13 protein-coding genes and 1 tRNA gene are annotated in these 15,854 nt (G+C 61.3%); 8 read left to right on the forward strand and 6 right to left on the reverse strand.

Annotation, left to right across the window (positions count from 1 at the left end; translation table 11 throughout):
- The first annotated feature begins 90 nt into the window (after positions 1–90).
- On the forward strand, positions 91–1,638 hold the full coding sequence (locus G1C98_RS07390; RefSeq protein WP_169080598.1) for an ATP-binding protein: 1,548 nt from the start codon (positions 91–93) through the stop codon (positions 1,636–1,638).
- 53 nt (positions 1,639–1,691) lie between these two features.
- A complete protein-coding gene (locus tag G1C98_RS07395) occupies positions 1,692–2,372 on the forward strand; it encodes a LuxR C-terminal-related transcriptional regulator (RefSeq protein ID WP_169080599.1) in 681 nt (226 codons plus the stop codon).
- A 256-nt stretch (positions 2,373–2,628) separates the two neighbouring features.
- Here G1C98_RS07395 and G1C98_RS07400 read toward each other — a convergent pair.
- Positions 2,629–2,713 (reverse strand) — tRNA-Ser (locus G1C98_RS07400).
- A 331-nt stretch (positions 2,714–3,044) separates the two neighbouring features.
- The gene (gene serS / locus G1C98_RS07405; RefSeq protein WP_169080600.1) at positions 3,045–4,331 is read right to left on the reverse strand and encodes a serine--tRNA ligase; all 1,287 of its coding nucleotides are present in this window, start codon (positions 4,329–4,331) and stop codon (positions 3,045–3,047) included.
- A 112-nt stretch (positions 4,332–4,443) separates the two neighbouring features.
- On the opposite strand from serS, the gene G1C98_RS07410 reads away from it, so the two are divergent.
- Entirely contained in the window at positions 4,444–5,541 is a 1,098-nt protein-coding gene (locus G1C98_RS07410; protein WP_169080601.1) for a diacylglycerol/lipid kinase family protein, read from the forward strand.
- Positions 5,542–5,582: 41 nt separating this feature from the next.
- On the opposite strand, the gene G1C98_RS07415 is transcribed toward G1C98_RS07410, so the two are convergent.
- The gene (locus tag G1C98_RS07415) at positions 5,583–6,452 is read right to left on the reverse strand and encodes a PRD domain-containing protein (protein ID WP_169080602.1); all 870 of its coding nucleotides are present in this window, start codon (positions 6,450–6,452) and stop codon (positions 5,583–5,585) included.
- A gap of 32 nt (positions 6,453–6,484) precedes the next feature.
- Complete coding sequence (locus G1C98_RS07420; RefSeq protein WP_169080603.1) at positions 6,485–8,578, reverse strand: glucose PTS transporter subunit IIA; 2,094 nt, start codon at positions 8,576–8,578, stop codon at positions 6,485–6,487.
- Between the two features lie 326 nt (positions 8,579–8,904).
- Between G1C98_RS07420 and pgm the strand changes: the two genes are divergently transcribed.
- The 5 genes from pgm (at position 8,905) to rpiA (ending at position 14,853) form a co-directional block, all read left to right on the forward strand.
- Complete coding sequence (gene pgm, locus G1C98_RS07425; RefSeq protein ID WP_169080604.1) at positions 8,905–10,581, forward strand: phosphoglucomutase (alpha-D-glucose-1,6-bisphosphate-dependent); 1,677 nt, start codon at positions 8,905–8,907, stop codon at positions 10,579–10,581.
- 233 nt (positions 10,582–10,814) lie between these two features.
- The gene (locus G1C98_RS07430; protein ID WP_169080605.1) at positions 10,815–11,612 is read left to right on the forward strand and encodes a LytR/AlgR family response regulator transcription factor; all 798 of its coding nucleotides are present in this window, start codon (positions 10,815–10,817) and stop codon (positions 11,610–11,612) included.
- Entirely contained in the window at positions 11,609–12,973 is a 1,365-nt protein-coding gene (locus tag G1C98_RS07435; protein WP_240944963.1) for an ATP-binding protein, read from the forward strand. Before G1C98_RS07430 ends, G1C98_RS07435 begins: the two co-directional genes overlap by 4 nt.
- Before the next feature lie 53 nt (positions 12,974–13,026).
- On the forward strand, positions 13,027–14,031 hold the full coding sequence (locus G1C98_RS07440; protein WP_169080606.1) for a ribonuclease H family protein: 1,005 nt from the start codon (positions 13,027–13,029) through the stop codon (positions 14,029–14,031).
- Positions 14,032–14,154: 123 nt separating this feature from the next.
- The gene (rpiA, locus tag G1C98_RS07445; RefSeq protein ID WP_169080607.1) at positions 14,155–14,853 is read left to right on the forward strand and encodes a ribose-5-phosphate isomerase RpiA; all 699 of its coding nucleotides are present in this window, start codon (positions 14,155–14,157) and stop codon (positions 14,851–14,853) included.
- Between the two features lie 155 nt (positions 14,854–15,008).
- On the opposite strand, the gene G1C98_RS07450 is transcribed toward rpiA, so the two are convergent.
- Together G1C98_RS07450 and G1C98_RS07455 are read right to left on the reverse strand one after the other, a co-directional pair.
- Positions 15,009–15,098, reverse strand: a complete 90-nt coding sequence (locus G1C98_RS07450; RefSeq protein ID WP_004268639.1) for a 30S ribosomal protein bS22 — start codon at positions 15,096–15,098, stop codon at positions 15,009–15,011.
- Positions 15,099–15,182: 84 nt separating this feature from the next.
- On the reverse strand, positions 15,183–15,785 hold the full coding sequence (locus G1C98_RS07455) for a hypothetical protein (protein ID WP_169080608.1): 603 nt from the start codon (positions 15,783–15,785) through the stop codon (positions 15,183–15,185).
- Positions 15,786–15,854: the final 69 nt, after the last annotated feature.

The raw sequence follows: 15,854 nt of genomic DNA on the forward strand, positions 1-15,854 counted from the left end.
CTGTCATACGTATCAGGGAACACCCTGATTCTGCCCTGAACACAGGCTGAAAGCCCTGAATCGGCACCCCTGACGGGACACAATGGAAGTATGAAGTCCTTAGCCAAACCGCGGTACACGCAGGAACAGTACGATCAGGCCAGCGCGGTCTACATGCGCTGGTGCTACGAGCAGGCCCTGCGCGAAGGCCGTCCCACACCATCACGACCGGCCAGGCTGCCGCTGCTACGACCAGCGTACGGACGTGTGTGCGCGGGCGTGGCCAAGGCCATCAGCATGCATCTGGGTGTGTCCGTCCATCTGATCCGTCTTATCGTCGTCATCACGTCCTTCTTCTTCGGTTCCGGACTCATCGCCTATATCTTCCTGTGGATCACCATTCCCGCCGGAGACCCGGTACAGCAGGCATACGTCATCGCGAGCAGCCAATCCGCAGGCAGCGCACCGTTGTCACGTGGCAACGCGCCGTACGGCAGGCACGGCTCACACGGCTTTACGGACAATGGGGCACATACACAACACGTCGGGCCGCAATCGACGGAACCCGACACCATGACGGTCGAAACGCCATCGGAAGACGGCCGGCAATCGTCGGAAAGCCTGGAACAGATGCTTCGTCAGGCACCGAAGCCCGCGTTGCTGGCCATGGCGGGATTGATCGCGTTGGGCCTGTGTGCGGTGATGGCGGCGACGGGTATCGAAGGTACGTTGATTCTGCCGGTGTTGCTCGGCGCGGTCGGCATCGGCGTGTCCTGGTTTCGGTTCAATGCGAAAGAGGGCCAATCGTGGACGATGCTCGGTGGCATCGCGATCATCTTCGCCGCGTATGCAATCTACATAGCCACGCATGTTCGTATGATGCCGTCCGCACGGCACGCCACACTCACCATGCTGGTCGCCGGTCTGGCGCTGCTCGTCGGCGTGCTGCTGGCGATTGTGCCATGGATCGTGGCGCTGATCCGGGACTTGGGAACGGAACGCGCGTTGAAGGAGCGTGAGGAGGAACGCGCCGATATGACCGCCCATCTGCATGACGGCGTATTACAGACGCTGGCACTGATCCAGTTGCATGCCGATGACCAGCAGACCGTGTTCTCGTTGGCGCGCCAGCAGGAACGCGAGCTGCGCGAATGGCTGTACCAGGAGCGCACCACGTCGGATCGTTCCGTGAACGCCGGTTTGAAACAGATCGCCGCGCAGGTGGAGGACACACATGGCAAGCCGATCGAGGTGGTGACGGTGGGCGATGCGCGGCCGAGCGCGCAGACCGACGCGCTGCTGGATGCCACGCAACAGGCGCTCGTCAACGCCGTGACGCATGGCGGTGAGCCCGTGTCCGTCTACTGCGAGGCCAGTGACAACCTGGTGGAGGTGTTCGTACGCGACCATGGCGATGGCTTCGACATCAACGCCGTGCCCGTGAATCGTCTGGGCCTGCGTGAGTCGATTATCGGACGCGTCAAGCGGCGTGGCGGTACAGTGGAAATCGTGTCACGCCCTAACTGGGGTACAGAGGTACGCATGCACATGCCGATTTCAGGCGCGACGGGAGACGCGGACGGCGGTGCGACCGCAACGAACGACGATACGGAAGTACAGCCGGCACAATCGCAGTGGCTGGCGCAGCCGGCACAATGAGCACGACACACGCAACAGGCACAGCAGCGATCCAATCACATCAGGGAGCAGCAATGAACGAGCAGGAACAGCACATCAGAATCGCCATCGTGGATGACCATGAAATGTTCCGCGCAGGCGTCATCGCCACGTTGCAGCCGTATTTCGACGTGGTCGGACAGGCGGCCGACGTGGAGGGTTCGGTGGCGATGATCGCGCAGACCAAACCGGATGTGGTGCTGCTGGACGTGCATGTGCCAGGCGGCGAAGGTGGCGGCGGAACGGAGATCCTTGCCAAATCACGTCGCTACTCCCCCAATACCGTATTTTTGGCATTGTCGGTATCCGATTCGCCGCAGGACGTCGGTTCCGTAATCCGCGCCGGCGCACAGGGCTATGTGACCAAGACGATTTCCGGCGATGATCTCATCTCCTCCATCAAGCAGGTGCATGAAGGCTACGCCGTGTTCTCTCCGAAATTGGCCGGATTCGTGCTGTCCGCCTTCCAGAACGCCCCGTCCACGAACAACGCGCTCGGCGGTCCAATCCACGATGATGAACTGGACCGGCTGTCCAACCGCGAGCAGGAGGTCATGCGACTGATCGCGCGCGGCTACACATACAAGGAAGTCGCCGCGGAACTGTTCATCTCCGTCAAAACCGTGGAGACACACGTCAGCTCCGTACTGCGCAAACTGCAGCTGTCGAACCGCACCGAACTGACCCGATGGGCGGCAAATCGACGCATCGTATGAGGTCGGAGCACGCTACGCAACGCTGATTTCGATTCATTGCAGGGGCATATCGCTATGCGGGGTCAGTGACGATTTCTGCGGTCTTTTACAACAATTCCCGTGATGGGAATGACATATTTCTCGTCACTTCCATCACGGAAACTGCGCCCATCCCGCAGAAACACCACAAGTGATACGAATGCGTTCGGCAACCATCGACTCGGCAAGGAACGCATGCAAAACAAAAAGGGCTCCGGCATTCCGGAGCCCCAACAAGCGGGCAGAGCGAGATTCGAACTCGCGGAGGCTTGCACCTCAACGGTTTTCAAGACCGTCTCTTTAGACCGCTCAGACATCTACCCATCGTCTCACCCGCATAACCGGGCAAGCGCTCCGACCATTGTACAAGCACCCTTCCCCGCCACGACACGGCCTGTAGGTCTGCACGCATGGCATAGTTATCCACCGCAGAGCCATCCACAGTATGCATATCCACCGCATGCAGTAGTTATGCACAAGTTATCCACAATGTAGAAAACCGACCACATAACGATCAACACCCGAGCTTCCCACACGGCGTATACGTCGCATATCCCGTATGCGGCATATCGCCGGAATACGAAAAAGCGGCGCCGGCATAATGCCGGCACCGCTCAACGGCTTATTGGACCTTTATAGGTCCTGATCGACCGATCAGGCCTCCCACGTGGTCGGCTCGATGACTTCCTTGCCGCCCATGTACGGACGCATGGCCTTCGGGACTTCGATGGAGCCATCCTTCTGCTGATGGTTCTCCATGATGGCGACCAGCCAACGAGTGGTGGCCAGCGTACCGTTCAGCGTGGCGACGGCGCGGGTGGAGCCGTCCTCCGTACGCTCGCGGATGTTCAGACGACGAGCCTGGTACTCGGTGCAGTTGGAGGTGGAAGTAAGCTCGCGGTAGCGGCCCTGGGTCGGCACCCAAGCCTCGCAATCGAACTTGCGGGCCGCGGAGGACCCCAGATCGCCGGCAGCGGTATCGATGATGCGGTACGGCACCTCGACCTTGCCCAGCATCTCCTGTTCCATGGCCAGCAGGTGCTCATGCTCCTTGTAGGAGTCCTCCTGCTTGGCGTAAACGAACATTTCGACCTTGTCGAACTGATGCACGCGGATGATGCCGGAGGTGTCCTTGCCTGCGGCACCAGCCTCACGGCGGTAGCAGGAGCTCCAGCCGCAGTAGCGCAGCGGGCCGTTCTCAAGGTTCAGAATCTCGTTCTCGTGCATGCCGGCGAGCGCCACCTCGGAGGTACCGACCAGATACTGATCATCGGGCTCGCGCAGACGGTAGATCTCGTCCGCATGGGAGTTGAGGAAGCCGGTGCCGCGCATCACTTCGGGGCGCACCAGCGTCGGGGTGATGGCCAGCGTGAAGCCGTGTTCCTCGGCCTGATCGACGGCCATGGTCAGCATGGCGATCTGCATACGTGCGATGGCGCCTCGCAGGAAGTAGAAGCGGGAACCGCCGACCTTCACGCCGCGTTCCATATCGATGCCGGCAACGCCACGACCGAGGGTCAGATGATCCTTCGGCTCGAAGCCTTCGGCCGCGAAGTCGCGGATCTGGCCGACCTTCTTGACGACGACGTAGTCGTCCTCGCCGCCTTCCGGCGCTTCCGGCTCGACCACGTTGGATAGCTTCCACATGGCGGTGGTGTATTCGCCGGTAGCGGCATCAGCGGCGGCCTTGTATTCGGAGACCTTCTTGGAAAGATCCTTGGTCTCGGCAATGAGCTTGGCCTTGTCATCGCCCGAGGCGGCTGCGACCTTCTTGCCGATTTCCTTCTGCTGCGCACGGGCGGCTTCGAAATCCCTCAGCGCCGCACGACGTGCCTCATCGGAGGCCAGTACTTCATCGACGAGTTCGACGGATTCCCCGCGCTTGCGCTGAGATTCCTTAACAACATCAGCGTGTTCACGAATGAATTGAATATCAAGCATGAGCCTAAGCCTAGTGCCGTGTAGCGACGCACCGGGGTCGTTCGTGCAGGATTGGGGAGGATTGTTCCGAAGAATGTATTTTTTATCCCGGCTCTTCGCAAAAATAGAGAACATGTCTAAACCTGTGCTTATAACCTGCGCGGCGATCGTGGCCGTGATCGTCATCGTGTTGTCGATCGTTTTCGCGGTGCGTTCACGCAAGCGTCGCGCATTGGCCGACGTGCTTGGAAAGCGGAACAATGATTCCGTCCACTACGCATTCGTGATCAACCCCTCGAAGCCGCAGGCCAGCGAGCACAGACGCTTCATCGCCTCGTATTGCGCGAATCATGGGCTCAACGACATCGAATTCATCGAAACGAAACTCGATAAGGACGGTCGCGTCTGCGCGCAGGAGGCACTGGACCATGGTGCCGATGTGGTGATCGCCGTGGGTGGCGACGGAACCGTACGAACCGTCGCCAGCGCGCTGTCCGGCACAGGGCATGCGCTGGGCATCATCCCGATCGGCACGGGCAATCTGTTCGCACGTAATATGGGCATTCCGGTGGGTGATATCGAAGCGGCGCTCACGGTGGCCACCTCGCACGGCTCACGCACCGTGGATATGGGTCGCATGATGCTTCTGGACAACGAGAACGAGGATCATGCCCATGCCTTTCTCATCATCGCGGGCATCGGCTTCGACGCCGCGATGATCGACGACACCGACCCGGAGCTCAAGAAGAACATCAGCTGGCTCGCGTACTTCGTGGGCGGCATGAAGAACCTGTTCGCCCCCAAATACCACGGAACCGTCACCATCACCGGTGCCGACGGCAGCATCCATTCGAAAAGCAATCTCACGTTCCGCACGTTCATGGCGGGCAATTGCGGGGAGATCCCCATGTTCTCCCTGATGCCCGAGGCCTCGTACGATGACGGCATCCTTGACTTCGAGATTCTCGATACGACCGGTGGCCTGATCGGCTGGGTGAATCTTGCCGGGGACATCGTCTATCAGACCGTTACCAAGAAACCGGAACAGAACCCGATCTCCATGAACTCCACCGTGGAGCAGATCCAGGGCATCAGCGCCGAACTGGAATTGGAGAAGCCCGCGCTGGCCGAGGTCGACGGCGATATTCTCGGCGAATCGCAGCATATCCGCATCAGCGTGGAAAAGCATGCGCTGACGGTGCGCGTGCCGGAGACGCCTTCCGTCTCCTGACCGTCCCGAACCGCGGATTTCCGCGAGCAAAGAACTGCTTACTACTTGGTCTGCCGCCCTTTGGCCTTGGTTTCCTCCAAGGCATCGGCGGTGACGCGGGAGACATGCAGGGCAAGATAGGCTATCTCGTCTTCGGTAAGCCGTGCATCCAGGCGCAGCGCAGCGACCGCGGCGATCTTGTCGGCGCACCGCATGGCGTCGGCATACGTTTCCTTGATCGAATCGATGATCGGCTGCGGCTCGCTGTCAAGCTGCTTGTTCTGGCTGATGCGGACGAACAGATACCGCAGGTGCGTGATGAAACGCCCCACATTGACGCTGTGCTGGTCGAGTTTGACGTTGTATGACTGTTCGATGACCTTGATCATCTGCTGGATGACGCCGGTGATCTTGTAGGTGCGCGTCAGGTCTCCGGTGGTGAATCCGGCATTGACCAGATGGAGCGCGAAGGCGACCACCTCGCCGTCCGGGAGGATGCCGCCGAGATAGGAATTCAATACGGCTACGAGCTGTTCTGCCTGCTCGTATTCATGGGCGTACAGCGACTGCACTTCCGCCTGCAGCGGGTATTCGACCTCAACGCCTTTGTTGATGCGCCTGATGGCGCCGGTCAGATGATCGGCCAAGGCCATGACGAGGGCCGGACGGCGCTCGATCTGAGCGTCCATGCCGATCCTCGTCATGGCCTCGGTAACCAAACGGATGATCTCAGGCGGAATGTTCGAGAGCAGTTCCGCCATATGATCGGGGTCACGCCCGTCGGAGGGAACGAATCGCCTGACGACTTTCGTCTCGTCGATGCGCTGGCCGGGCTTGGCTTGGAAACCAAGCCCGCGCCCCGTGAGAATCACTTCGCTGTTTCCATCCTTTGCCAAGACGACATTGTTATTGAATACGCGAAGCACTTCCACTGTTTTTCGTTCCCTTCCCGACGTCGATGTCGTCAGTGCTGGATATCGAGCACTGCATCACCGGCCTTCACATCGATATCCGTCCTCGGAGTGACCGAAGCCAGGGCCATGGTGTTGGTGACCGTCATCAGCGTGGTGGTGCTGTATCCGGCTTCCTTGACCTTATCGAAGTCAACCGTGACCAGCGTATCACCAGCACTCACTCGCTGATCGGTCTTTACGGCCACGGCGAAACCTTCGCCGTTCATCTTCACCGTATCGATGCCGACATGCACCAGCACCTCAACGCCGTCATCGGTCTTGATGCCGAAGGCATGGCCGGTTTCGGCCACGGTGGACAGCACGCCGGAGACCGGGGCCACCACGGTGGAATCGGTCGGCTGGATGGCCACGCCCTCGCCCAGGGCGCGGGATGCGAACACCGGATCGCCGGATTCGTCGAGGGACACGACATGGCCGGACAGCGGGGAGCCGACGGTGGTGGTTTCCACGGCGGGCTTCACTGCGGTGGCGGTAGCGGTAGCAGTGGCAGCGGCGGCAGGAGCGGCTGCGACTTCCGCCTTGGCGGCCTTCTCCGCGGCGTAGTCGGCGGCGCGCTGCTTGGCTTCAGCCTTCTGCTCCGGGGTGCGGTAGTCGAACATGGCGACCATCAGGAAGGACACGATGAACGCGGCGGCGATGGACACGCCGTACACCCACATCTGGTTGAACACCGGGATGGTGAGCAGCGAGGTGAAGGCGAAGGCGGTGGTGGTCACACCGTGCACGGTCTGGCCGGAGGCGACGGTGGACGGGAAGAGCCAGCCGAGGATGGCGATGACGACGCCACCGGTGGCGCAGCCGACCAGCATGCGCTTGTAGACCATCTTGTAACGCAGGTGGATGCCGTACAGGGACGGCTCGGAGACGCCACCGAGCAGGCCGGCGGCAAGTGCGCCGAGCGAGGTCTGGCGCATGACCGGGTCCTTGTCACGCATGGCGAGGAAGAGCACACCGGCGGTGGCGCCGAAGCAGGCGAAGTTCCACGTACCCATCGGGCCCTGGATGAAGTCGTAGCCCAGCGTGTTGATGTTCATGATCATCAGGGCGTTGAGCGGCCAGTGCAGGCCCAGCGGCACCAGGAACGGGTAGAGCAGCGGGATGATGATGGCGAAGATGAACGGGGCGTGGGTGTTCATCCAGGACAGGCCGATGCCGAGCTCGTTGCCTGCCCACACGCCCAGCGGGCCGATGAGGAAGGCGGTCAGGGCGCCGACGATGATCATGCAGAAGAACGGCACGAAGACAAGCTGCACGCTTTCGGGGATGATCTTCTTCAGCCCGTGGTAGACGAGAGCCAGCACCGCGGCCATGAGCAGCGGCACGAACACGTTGCCGGAGTAGTCGCTCAGCAGCATCGGCAGGCCGAAGATCTTGGCGGTGCAGGAGGTGGTGCCCAGTGCGGCGTTGGTGGTGCACATGGTGTCGTGGAACGTCTTGGTGTCCATCAGGCTGGTGAACTGCGGGGTCATGAGCATGCCCATGATCGCGCCGCCCAGCCACGGGTCGACCTTCAGCTTCTTGGCGGCGTTGTAGGCGACCATGATCGGCAGGAAGTAGAACACGCCCTTCCAGATGGCCTTCACGAAGACCCAGCCGGCGGAGGCCTCGTCGTTCGGGATGACGTTGATCGAGATGAGCAGGTTGACCAGCGCGATGATGATGGATGCGCCGAGCAGCACGCCCAGGATCGGGCGGAACGAGTCGGACAGGTACTCGAAGAACGAGTCAAGCCATGCGAACTTGCCGCGGCCCTTGGCGCGCTCGGCGGCCTTGACCTCGGCGTTGGTCATTTCGCTGGTGCTCTTCGGCTTTCCAGCGGACCCGGTGCCGGCATTGGCCATCTCCGGCAGATGCATGATGTCCTCGTACACGTTGGCGACGCCGCCACCGATGACGACCTGATAGCGGTCCCCCGACTGCGGCACGGTGCCAAGCACACCCTTGGTGCCGTCAAGACGGACCTGATCGACCTTGCCGGCATCTACGAGTTCGAAACGCAGACGCGTGGCGCAATGAGTGAGACTGCGGACGTTCTCTGCACCGCCGATTGCGGCGATGATCTGAGACGCGGTTGACTCAGCCATGATCTCTTCCTTCCTTTTTCTTTGTTGTCTTCGTCGTCGCACATTGCCGCCGAAAAACAAAAAAAGACCTGAGGTACGGCATATGCAATGCCGCGCCTCAGGTCTTGCGTCGTAATGGACTAGCAACCCTGCGAGTAATCGAATGAAAAGCAGTTTACACTACGTTTACATATTTGGCAAAATCCTTTGGCCGTGGAGAAAAGGTTTGCCGCCATATGCCCGTTATCATTTGCGACACGCCGTGTATCGAATTTATGCCAACGTTTTCACGAACAAAACATGACATTACCGCACATTAGCCCATAGCCCGTGGCACAATAGAGCCCATGGTTGCAATTAATGCGGGCAAACCCGCCACCCCAGCAGATCTGATCAATGTCGACGAAGTCATTGGCAAGTACTACGACGTCGTCCCCGACCCCAACATCCCGGAACAGCGCGTTTCCTTCGGCACCTCCGGCCACCGTGGATCGTCCCTGAAGACCTCGTTCAACGAGGCCCACATCGTGGCCATCACCCAGGCCATCGCCGAATACCGCAAGAAGGCCGGCGTCACCGGCCCGCTGTACATCGGCCGCGACACCCACGCCCTGTCCGAGCCGGCTTGGAAGACCGCCATCGAGGTGCTCGTCGCCAACGGCGTGCGCGTGCGCGTCGACTCCCGCGACGACTTCACCCCGACCCCCGTCGTCTCCCAGGCCATCCTGACCCACAACCGTGCGGCCGACGGCACCCAGCGCTTCACCGGCGAGGGCCTTGCCGATGGCATCGTTGTCACCCCGTCCCATAATCCGCCCACCGACGGCGGCTTCAAGTACGACCCGGTCACCGGCGGCCCGGCCCCGGCCGACGTCACCAACGCCATCGCCGACCGCGCCAACGAGCTGCTCGGCGACTTCAAGAACGTCAAGCGCGTGCCGTTCGAGCAGGCCATCAAGTCCGATCTGGTCGAGCGCTTCGACTTCCGCGAGCATTATGTGTCCGATCTGGAGAACGTCATCGACTTCGACGTGATCCGCTCCTCCGGCGTGCGTCTGGGCATCGACCCACTCGGCGGCGCCTCGGTCAACTACTGGCCGCTCATGAACGAGAAGTACAACCTGACCATCGACGTGGTGCGCCCGCAGGTCGACCCGACCTGGAGCTTCATGACCATCGATCATGACGGCAAGATCCGCATGGATCCGAGCTCCCCGTACGCCATGAAGGGTCTGGTCGACTCCCTCAACAACGGCGCGTGGGACAAGTACGATCTGGTCGGCGGCACCGATCCGGACGCCGATCGCCACGGCATCGTCTGCCCGAACTGGGGCGTCATGAACCCGAACCACTACATCGCCGTGTGCGTGGAGTACCTGTTCGGCGGCAACCGCCCGGGCTGGCCGGAGAACGCCGGCATCGGCAAGACGCTCGTCTCCTCCTCCCTGATCGACCGCGTGGCCGCATCCATCAACGCCAAGCTCGTCGAGGTCCCGGTCGGCTTCAAGTGGTTCGTTGACCCGCTGTTCAAGGGCGAGGTCGCCTTCGGTGGCGAGGAAAGCTCCGGCATGTCCTTCCTGCGCAAGGACGGCCGCGTGTGGACCACCGACAAGGACGGCCTGATCCCCGACCTGCTGGCCGCGGAAATCACCGCCAAGACCGGCAAGAACCCGGCACAGCTGCACCAGGAGCAGGTCGAGCGCTTCGGCGAAAGCTGGTACAAGCGCGTCGACACCCCGACCACCCTTGAGCAGAAGCAGAAGTTCGCCAAGCTCACCGGCGACGACGTCGAGGCCACGCAGCTGGCCGGCGAGGACATCACCGCCAAGCTCACCGAGGCCCCGGGCAACCACGCCAAGATCGGCGGCCTGAAGGTCACCACCAAGGACAACTGGTTCGCCGCCCGTCCGTCCGGCACCGAGAACATCTACAAGGTGTACGCCGAGTCCTTCGAGTCCCCCGAGGCTCTGGACAAGGTGCTCGCCGAGGCGACCGAGGTCGTGGACAAGGCTCTGGCCGAGTGACCAGACTCGACGCATAAGCCGTCATAGACCGTACAGGCGCTTTCCGGGTTCGCAAGAATCCGGAAAGCGCCTTTTGCGTTTCCCCGCCTTATACCACATGATTCGGCGGTTTCATGCGTGTTGGCACGAAACACCGGTTTCCAGCACGAAACACCCCATCCCGCATGATGGAAAGCCCAGCCACAGTATCCTTGAAACCACAAGCTTCGGGGGAGGCCGAACGGGGGTGAACGATGCGCATAGCCATACTGGAAGACCACACGAGCGAACGCCGTGTGCTGGAACTGTTCTGTCGATCGTATTTCGACGAACGCGCCGACCTTGAGGACCAGCCGACCATCAAGGCATATGCCACGGCCGACGAGTTCCTGCAGGCATGGTCGCAGCACCGGTTCGACCTCGTGCTGCTGGACTGCTATCTGACCGACGACGAATCCGACACCCATTCGCTCACCGGATTCGACGTGGCACGCTCCCTGCGTACATGCCGCGACGACTGCCCAATCGTCTTCATCACGTCTAGCAGCGATTTCGCCGTGCTCGGCTACGCGGTGCAGGCCAGCGGGTATCTGCTGAAGCCGGTGAACCGTGCAGACTTTACGGCGATGATGGATCGCGTGACCGCAACGATGGCGCAACGAGCATCGGCCAGCGCGCTGATGCCAAACTCTCCCGGTGGCAAAGCCAGCGCATGGCAGGAGACCTTCGGCTCGCCGCCCACCGCCATGGACCGCCGCTGCATCGTATGCTGCCTTTCGCACGCGCACTATGTGGAATTCACCTTCTCGAACGGCTCCAGAATCCGCGTACGCGTCAATTTCTCCGATGTGGAACGCCGACTGACCTCATTCGGCAATTTCTACCGGACCGCACGCGGCGCACTGGTGAATTTCGACTACGCGACCGGCATCGACGGCAACGAGTTCGTGATGCGCGGCGGCAAGCGCGTGCCGATCACCAAGACGGCCACCGCACAGGCCGGACGCGCATACGCGCAGTACATGTTCGAGCGCATACGGAAGGACCGATGATGTTCCCGTCCGCACCGATCACGATCCCTTCCCCGCACGATCTCCTGTTCGCCGTCGGCGAGCAGGTCAATGCCCTCACGGGGCTGGCGCTATGCCTGATCTGTTTCTGGAACCGGCTGAGCAATCCCCGACGCACCTGCGGCGTCATGATGGGCGTGGCCACGATATGGTTTCTCTGCTGCGGCATCGTCTGCGCGACGTTCCGTTTGCCGACGCAGGCGTTGGTCGTTCCCACGGCACTGATCGTCGTGTTCACCCTGCAACGGCTGACCGGACTGACGCTGGCGAAGACCATGTTCGCCTGCGCTTCCGCCGCCTACGCGGTGGCCATCATCTTCTATCTGTCGCTGGTGTTCGATGTCGCCGTGCTCAGATGGCAGGCGAACGACCTGCGTGTGGGCTGGCCCGGGCTGATCAGCCAGCTGCTCATGGACACGCTCATGCCGTTCCTGATGTGGTATCCCCTGCGGGTCGTCATCCCGCATATGCTCAGCAGCGGCATGATCGGCAACCGCTTCTGGAACCTCGTCTGGCTGCTGCCGTTCGTCTCCACCGCGGTGGTGACATGGTGCTTCCCCATCAACACCACCATCCTGCTCAACGGCCGCATGCTGGAAGTCGCCTTCATCATCTCCATCGTCTATTCCTGCTTCATGGTGATGTCGTACGCCCTGCTCTGGCTGCTGGTGCGGCAGACCGAGCAGCTAATCGTCGCCACCGAGCATGAGCACGAACTCACCATGCAGACGATGCAGCTTTCCCACATGAACGACCGCATCCGCGAGGCACGGCAGGTCAGGCACAACCTGCGGCAGCATATCCAGACGCTGCAGGTGCTCGCGGATGCGGACGACAAGGCGGGGCTGAAAAACTACCTCTCGCAGATGTCCGACCATGAATTCATGGCGTCCGGCAATCCAATGCAATACTGCGAGCACACCGCACTCAATGCCGTGCTGGTGTACTACTGCGACCGCGCAAGGCAGTTGGGCGTGGTGCCCGATGTCAAGGCGGCTGTCCCCGCCGACATCGGACTCAATAACGCCGACCTGTGTTCGATAGTCGGCAATCTGATGGAGAACGCCGTCGAGGCGCTGCAATCCCAGGAATCGGGCGAACGAATGCTGAAAGCCCGCATCCGACTCGATGAGGGGCATCCACGGACCATGTTCATCGCCGTGGATAATTCCTACGGCAACCGCATCGTCCGCAAAGGCGACCGTTTCCTCTCCACCAAGCACGATGGCGAGGGACTGGGCACCGCCTCCATATGCACTATCGCCAAACGGAACCATGGCACCGCCCATTTCGAACACAACGATGGCGTATTCCAGGCCTCGGTGATGGTCTCAGCCGGCTGACCGGGAGAGTTCGACAACACGTTGCGGCACCGGATGGGCGTAGGGTTATAGGCATGACAATCACGATTTCCACGGACGGCTCCGCACTGGGCAATCCCAACGGCCCCATGGGCTGGGCCTGGGCCGACCATGCCAAGAACGCCGGCGGCACGGCTGGCCACCACCACGATGAACGTGGGTACGATCACGGAGGCGCCACCAACGGCACCAATCAGATCGGCGAACTGTGCGCCGTGCTCGAAGCGCTGCGGGCGCACCCCGGCACCGAGCCGCTGCTCATCGAATCCGATTCGCAATACGCCATCAACTGCTCGACCAAGTGGGTGAAGGGCTGGAAGAGGAACGGTTGGAGGAATGCGCAGAAGAAGCCGGTGAAGAACGTCGAACTGATCAAGGCCATCGACGCCGAAATCGCCAAGCGCGAAGGACCAGTCGACTTCCGGTGGGTGAAGGGCCATGCCGGCAATGCCGGCAACGAGCTGGTCGACGAGCTGGCGCGCACCTATGCCTCGGATTGCCGTTCGGGGGCCAAGGACGGGTACCTGCCCATCGAGGGCTGGCGGTCTCTGCTGAACTCCGATTACGCGAAGGGCACCGACGTGCCGCCCGATGTCCAGCTGGTGCTCGACGGGGCCGCGAGCGCGGACTCGCTCAGGCCGCGATTCGATGCGGTGCCGCGGAACGACGAGCATCGCGGTAAGACAACGGCCGCAACCGCCGATGCCGCCGCGGACGATAGCGTGAAACCATCCGTGAAACATTCTGCACCGGCACAGGCACCTGCCAGCGACGGGCAGCAGCATGCACAGGCCAGTGCCGTCTCCCCCACCGAGACTTCGGCTTCCCCGTCCACGCCATCACCGACCCCATCGACCGCCCAGACGGGCGCCTCGTCCGGCCTGCATGTCTCAGGCGACCTGGTTTTCTTCCCCGCACCGAAGACCAGCCCCTATTTCACCGGGGAACCCATGCACGTCCATGGGTTCATCGAAGTGCACGGCTTCGTGGATGGCGATGGCAACCTGCATATCACCGACGCCCCGTTCACCAGGCAATAGGCCACCGCAAGGCGGCATGCCCACTACAATGGACACGGCAGGCCATCGCCGTCACCGCACGGTAGGATGGAAGCGACTATTGGCAACGACGCTGTACAAGCGTTAACAAGGCAAGGAGAAGGCATGGATAAGGCACAACAGGACGCCATGAAGAAGGCGGCCGGCATCGAGGCCGCCAAGCTCGTTCACAACGGCATGATCGCAGGTCTGGGCACCGGTTCCACCGTGAAGTTCCTGGTGGACGAGCTCGGCCGCCGCGTGCAGGAGGAAGGCCTGCAGTTCACCGGCGTCACCACCTCCCGCCGTACGCAGGAGCAGGCCGAAAGCTTCGGCATCAAGATCGTGGACATCGATGACGTCGATCACATCGACGTGACCATCGACGGCGCCGACGAGGTGGACAAGAACTTCAACGGCATCAAGGGCGGCGGCGCCGCTCTGCTGTGGGAGAAGATCGTGGCCACCAACTCCAACAAGATCGTGTGGATCGTGGACGAGTCCAAGGTCGTCGACACCATCGGCAAGTTCCCGCTGCCGGTCGAGGTGATTCCGTTCGGCGCCGGCCAGGTCATCAAGAAGTTCGAGGCCAAGGGCTACAAGCCGGTGCTGCGTCTGGACGCGGACGGCAAGGAGGTCCGCACCGACGAGAACAACTTCGTGGTCGACCTGCATCTCGACCGCATCGATCACCCGACCGAGCTGGCCGAAGATCTCATCACCACCGTCGGCGTTGTGGAGCATGGCCTGTTCCTCAACATGGTCGACACCGTGATCGTGGGCAACCCGGATGGCCCGCGCATCCTGACCAACTCCAATAAGTGACGCACCTATCCTCGCGTATGGGAACGGCCCGGCGGATCGCTATCCGCCGGGCCGTTCCCATATCCACTAGTCTGTATGTCGATGTGCCGACGGCAAAAACAAACCCCGCGGGCGTTATGCCTCGCGGGGTTTTCATGCCTTAAAGCCTTGTAAGACTACTTGCGCTGGTGGCGGGTCTTACGCAGCAGTTTGCGGTGCTTCTTCTTGCTCATCCGCTTGCGGCGCTTCTTGATGACGGAACCCATCTGAAGCCTCCATTCCGATTAATCGTAAAGTTGCAACTTTTCAAACTATACACGTTCTTACGGACTATGCGCCACTTTCGTGTATCACAATGGGAACTTGCGCACAAAGCGCTGCACGTTGTCCGCGGAACCGGTGGCCTGGAACACCACCGTGTCGTTGTACCACACCGCCGTCGCGGACTCGGCATCCCCGGAATCCGCCTTGATCACATACTCGCCCGTCTCGTTGCCCTGCACCTTCACCGCGCCGGAATAAAGCGTCTTGCCGCTCAGCTCGCCAATCAACGACTCGTACTGCGTCTTCGCCGAATCGGAGGCGCTCCACTGCCCCACGACCAGCGTGACGTTGCCGTCCTTCTTGCCGGTGCCATAAGTCAGGGTGTATTCCTCCAATGGCGAAGCCGACTTCCAGGTTTCAGACTCGTCGGCCTTGGTCCGTGCGAAGTTCAGCACGCTGTCGGGCATCGCCTTGAGCAATTCGGTGGCATCCTTCGGCAAGGCGACTGCATCGATGGTCGGCTTGGCGGGCTGATCGACCTGCTGTTGCTGCTGCGGCTGATCAGCCTGCTTGTTCAATGCCCAACCCGGCCACACGAAGGCCGACATCACGGACAATGCGATGATCACCACGGCTGCGATGATGACGATGAACAGATTGCGATGCGATGAACTGCGTGTATTCGGCATAGTCCGATTGTGGCACAGCCGTCTGACGCTTCAATGCCCTGCTCCGACTTGTCGCTTTGCACCGGTAGC

This window comes from Bifidobacterium erythrocebi, assembly GCF_012932675.1.
In the GTDB taxonomy this organism is placed as follows: Bacteria; Actinomycetota; Actinomycetes; order Actinomycetales; family Bifidobacteriaceae; genus Bifidobacterium; species Bifidobacterium erythrocebi.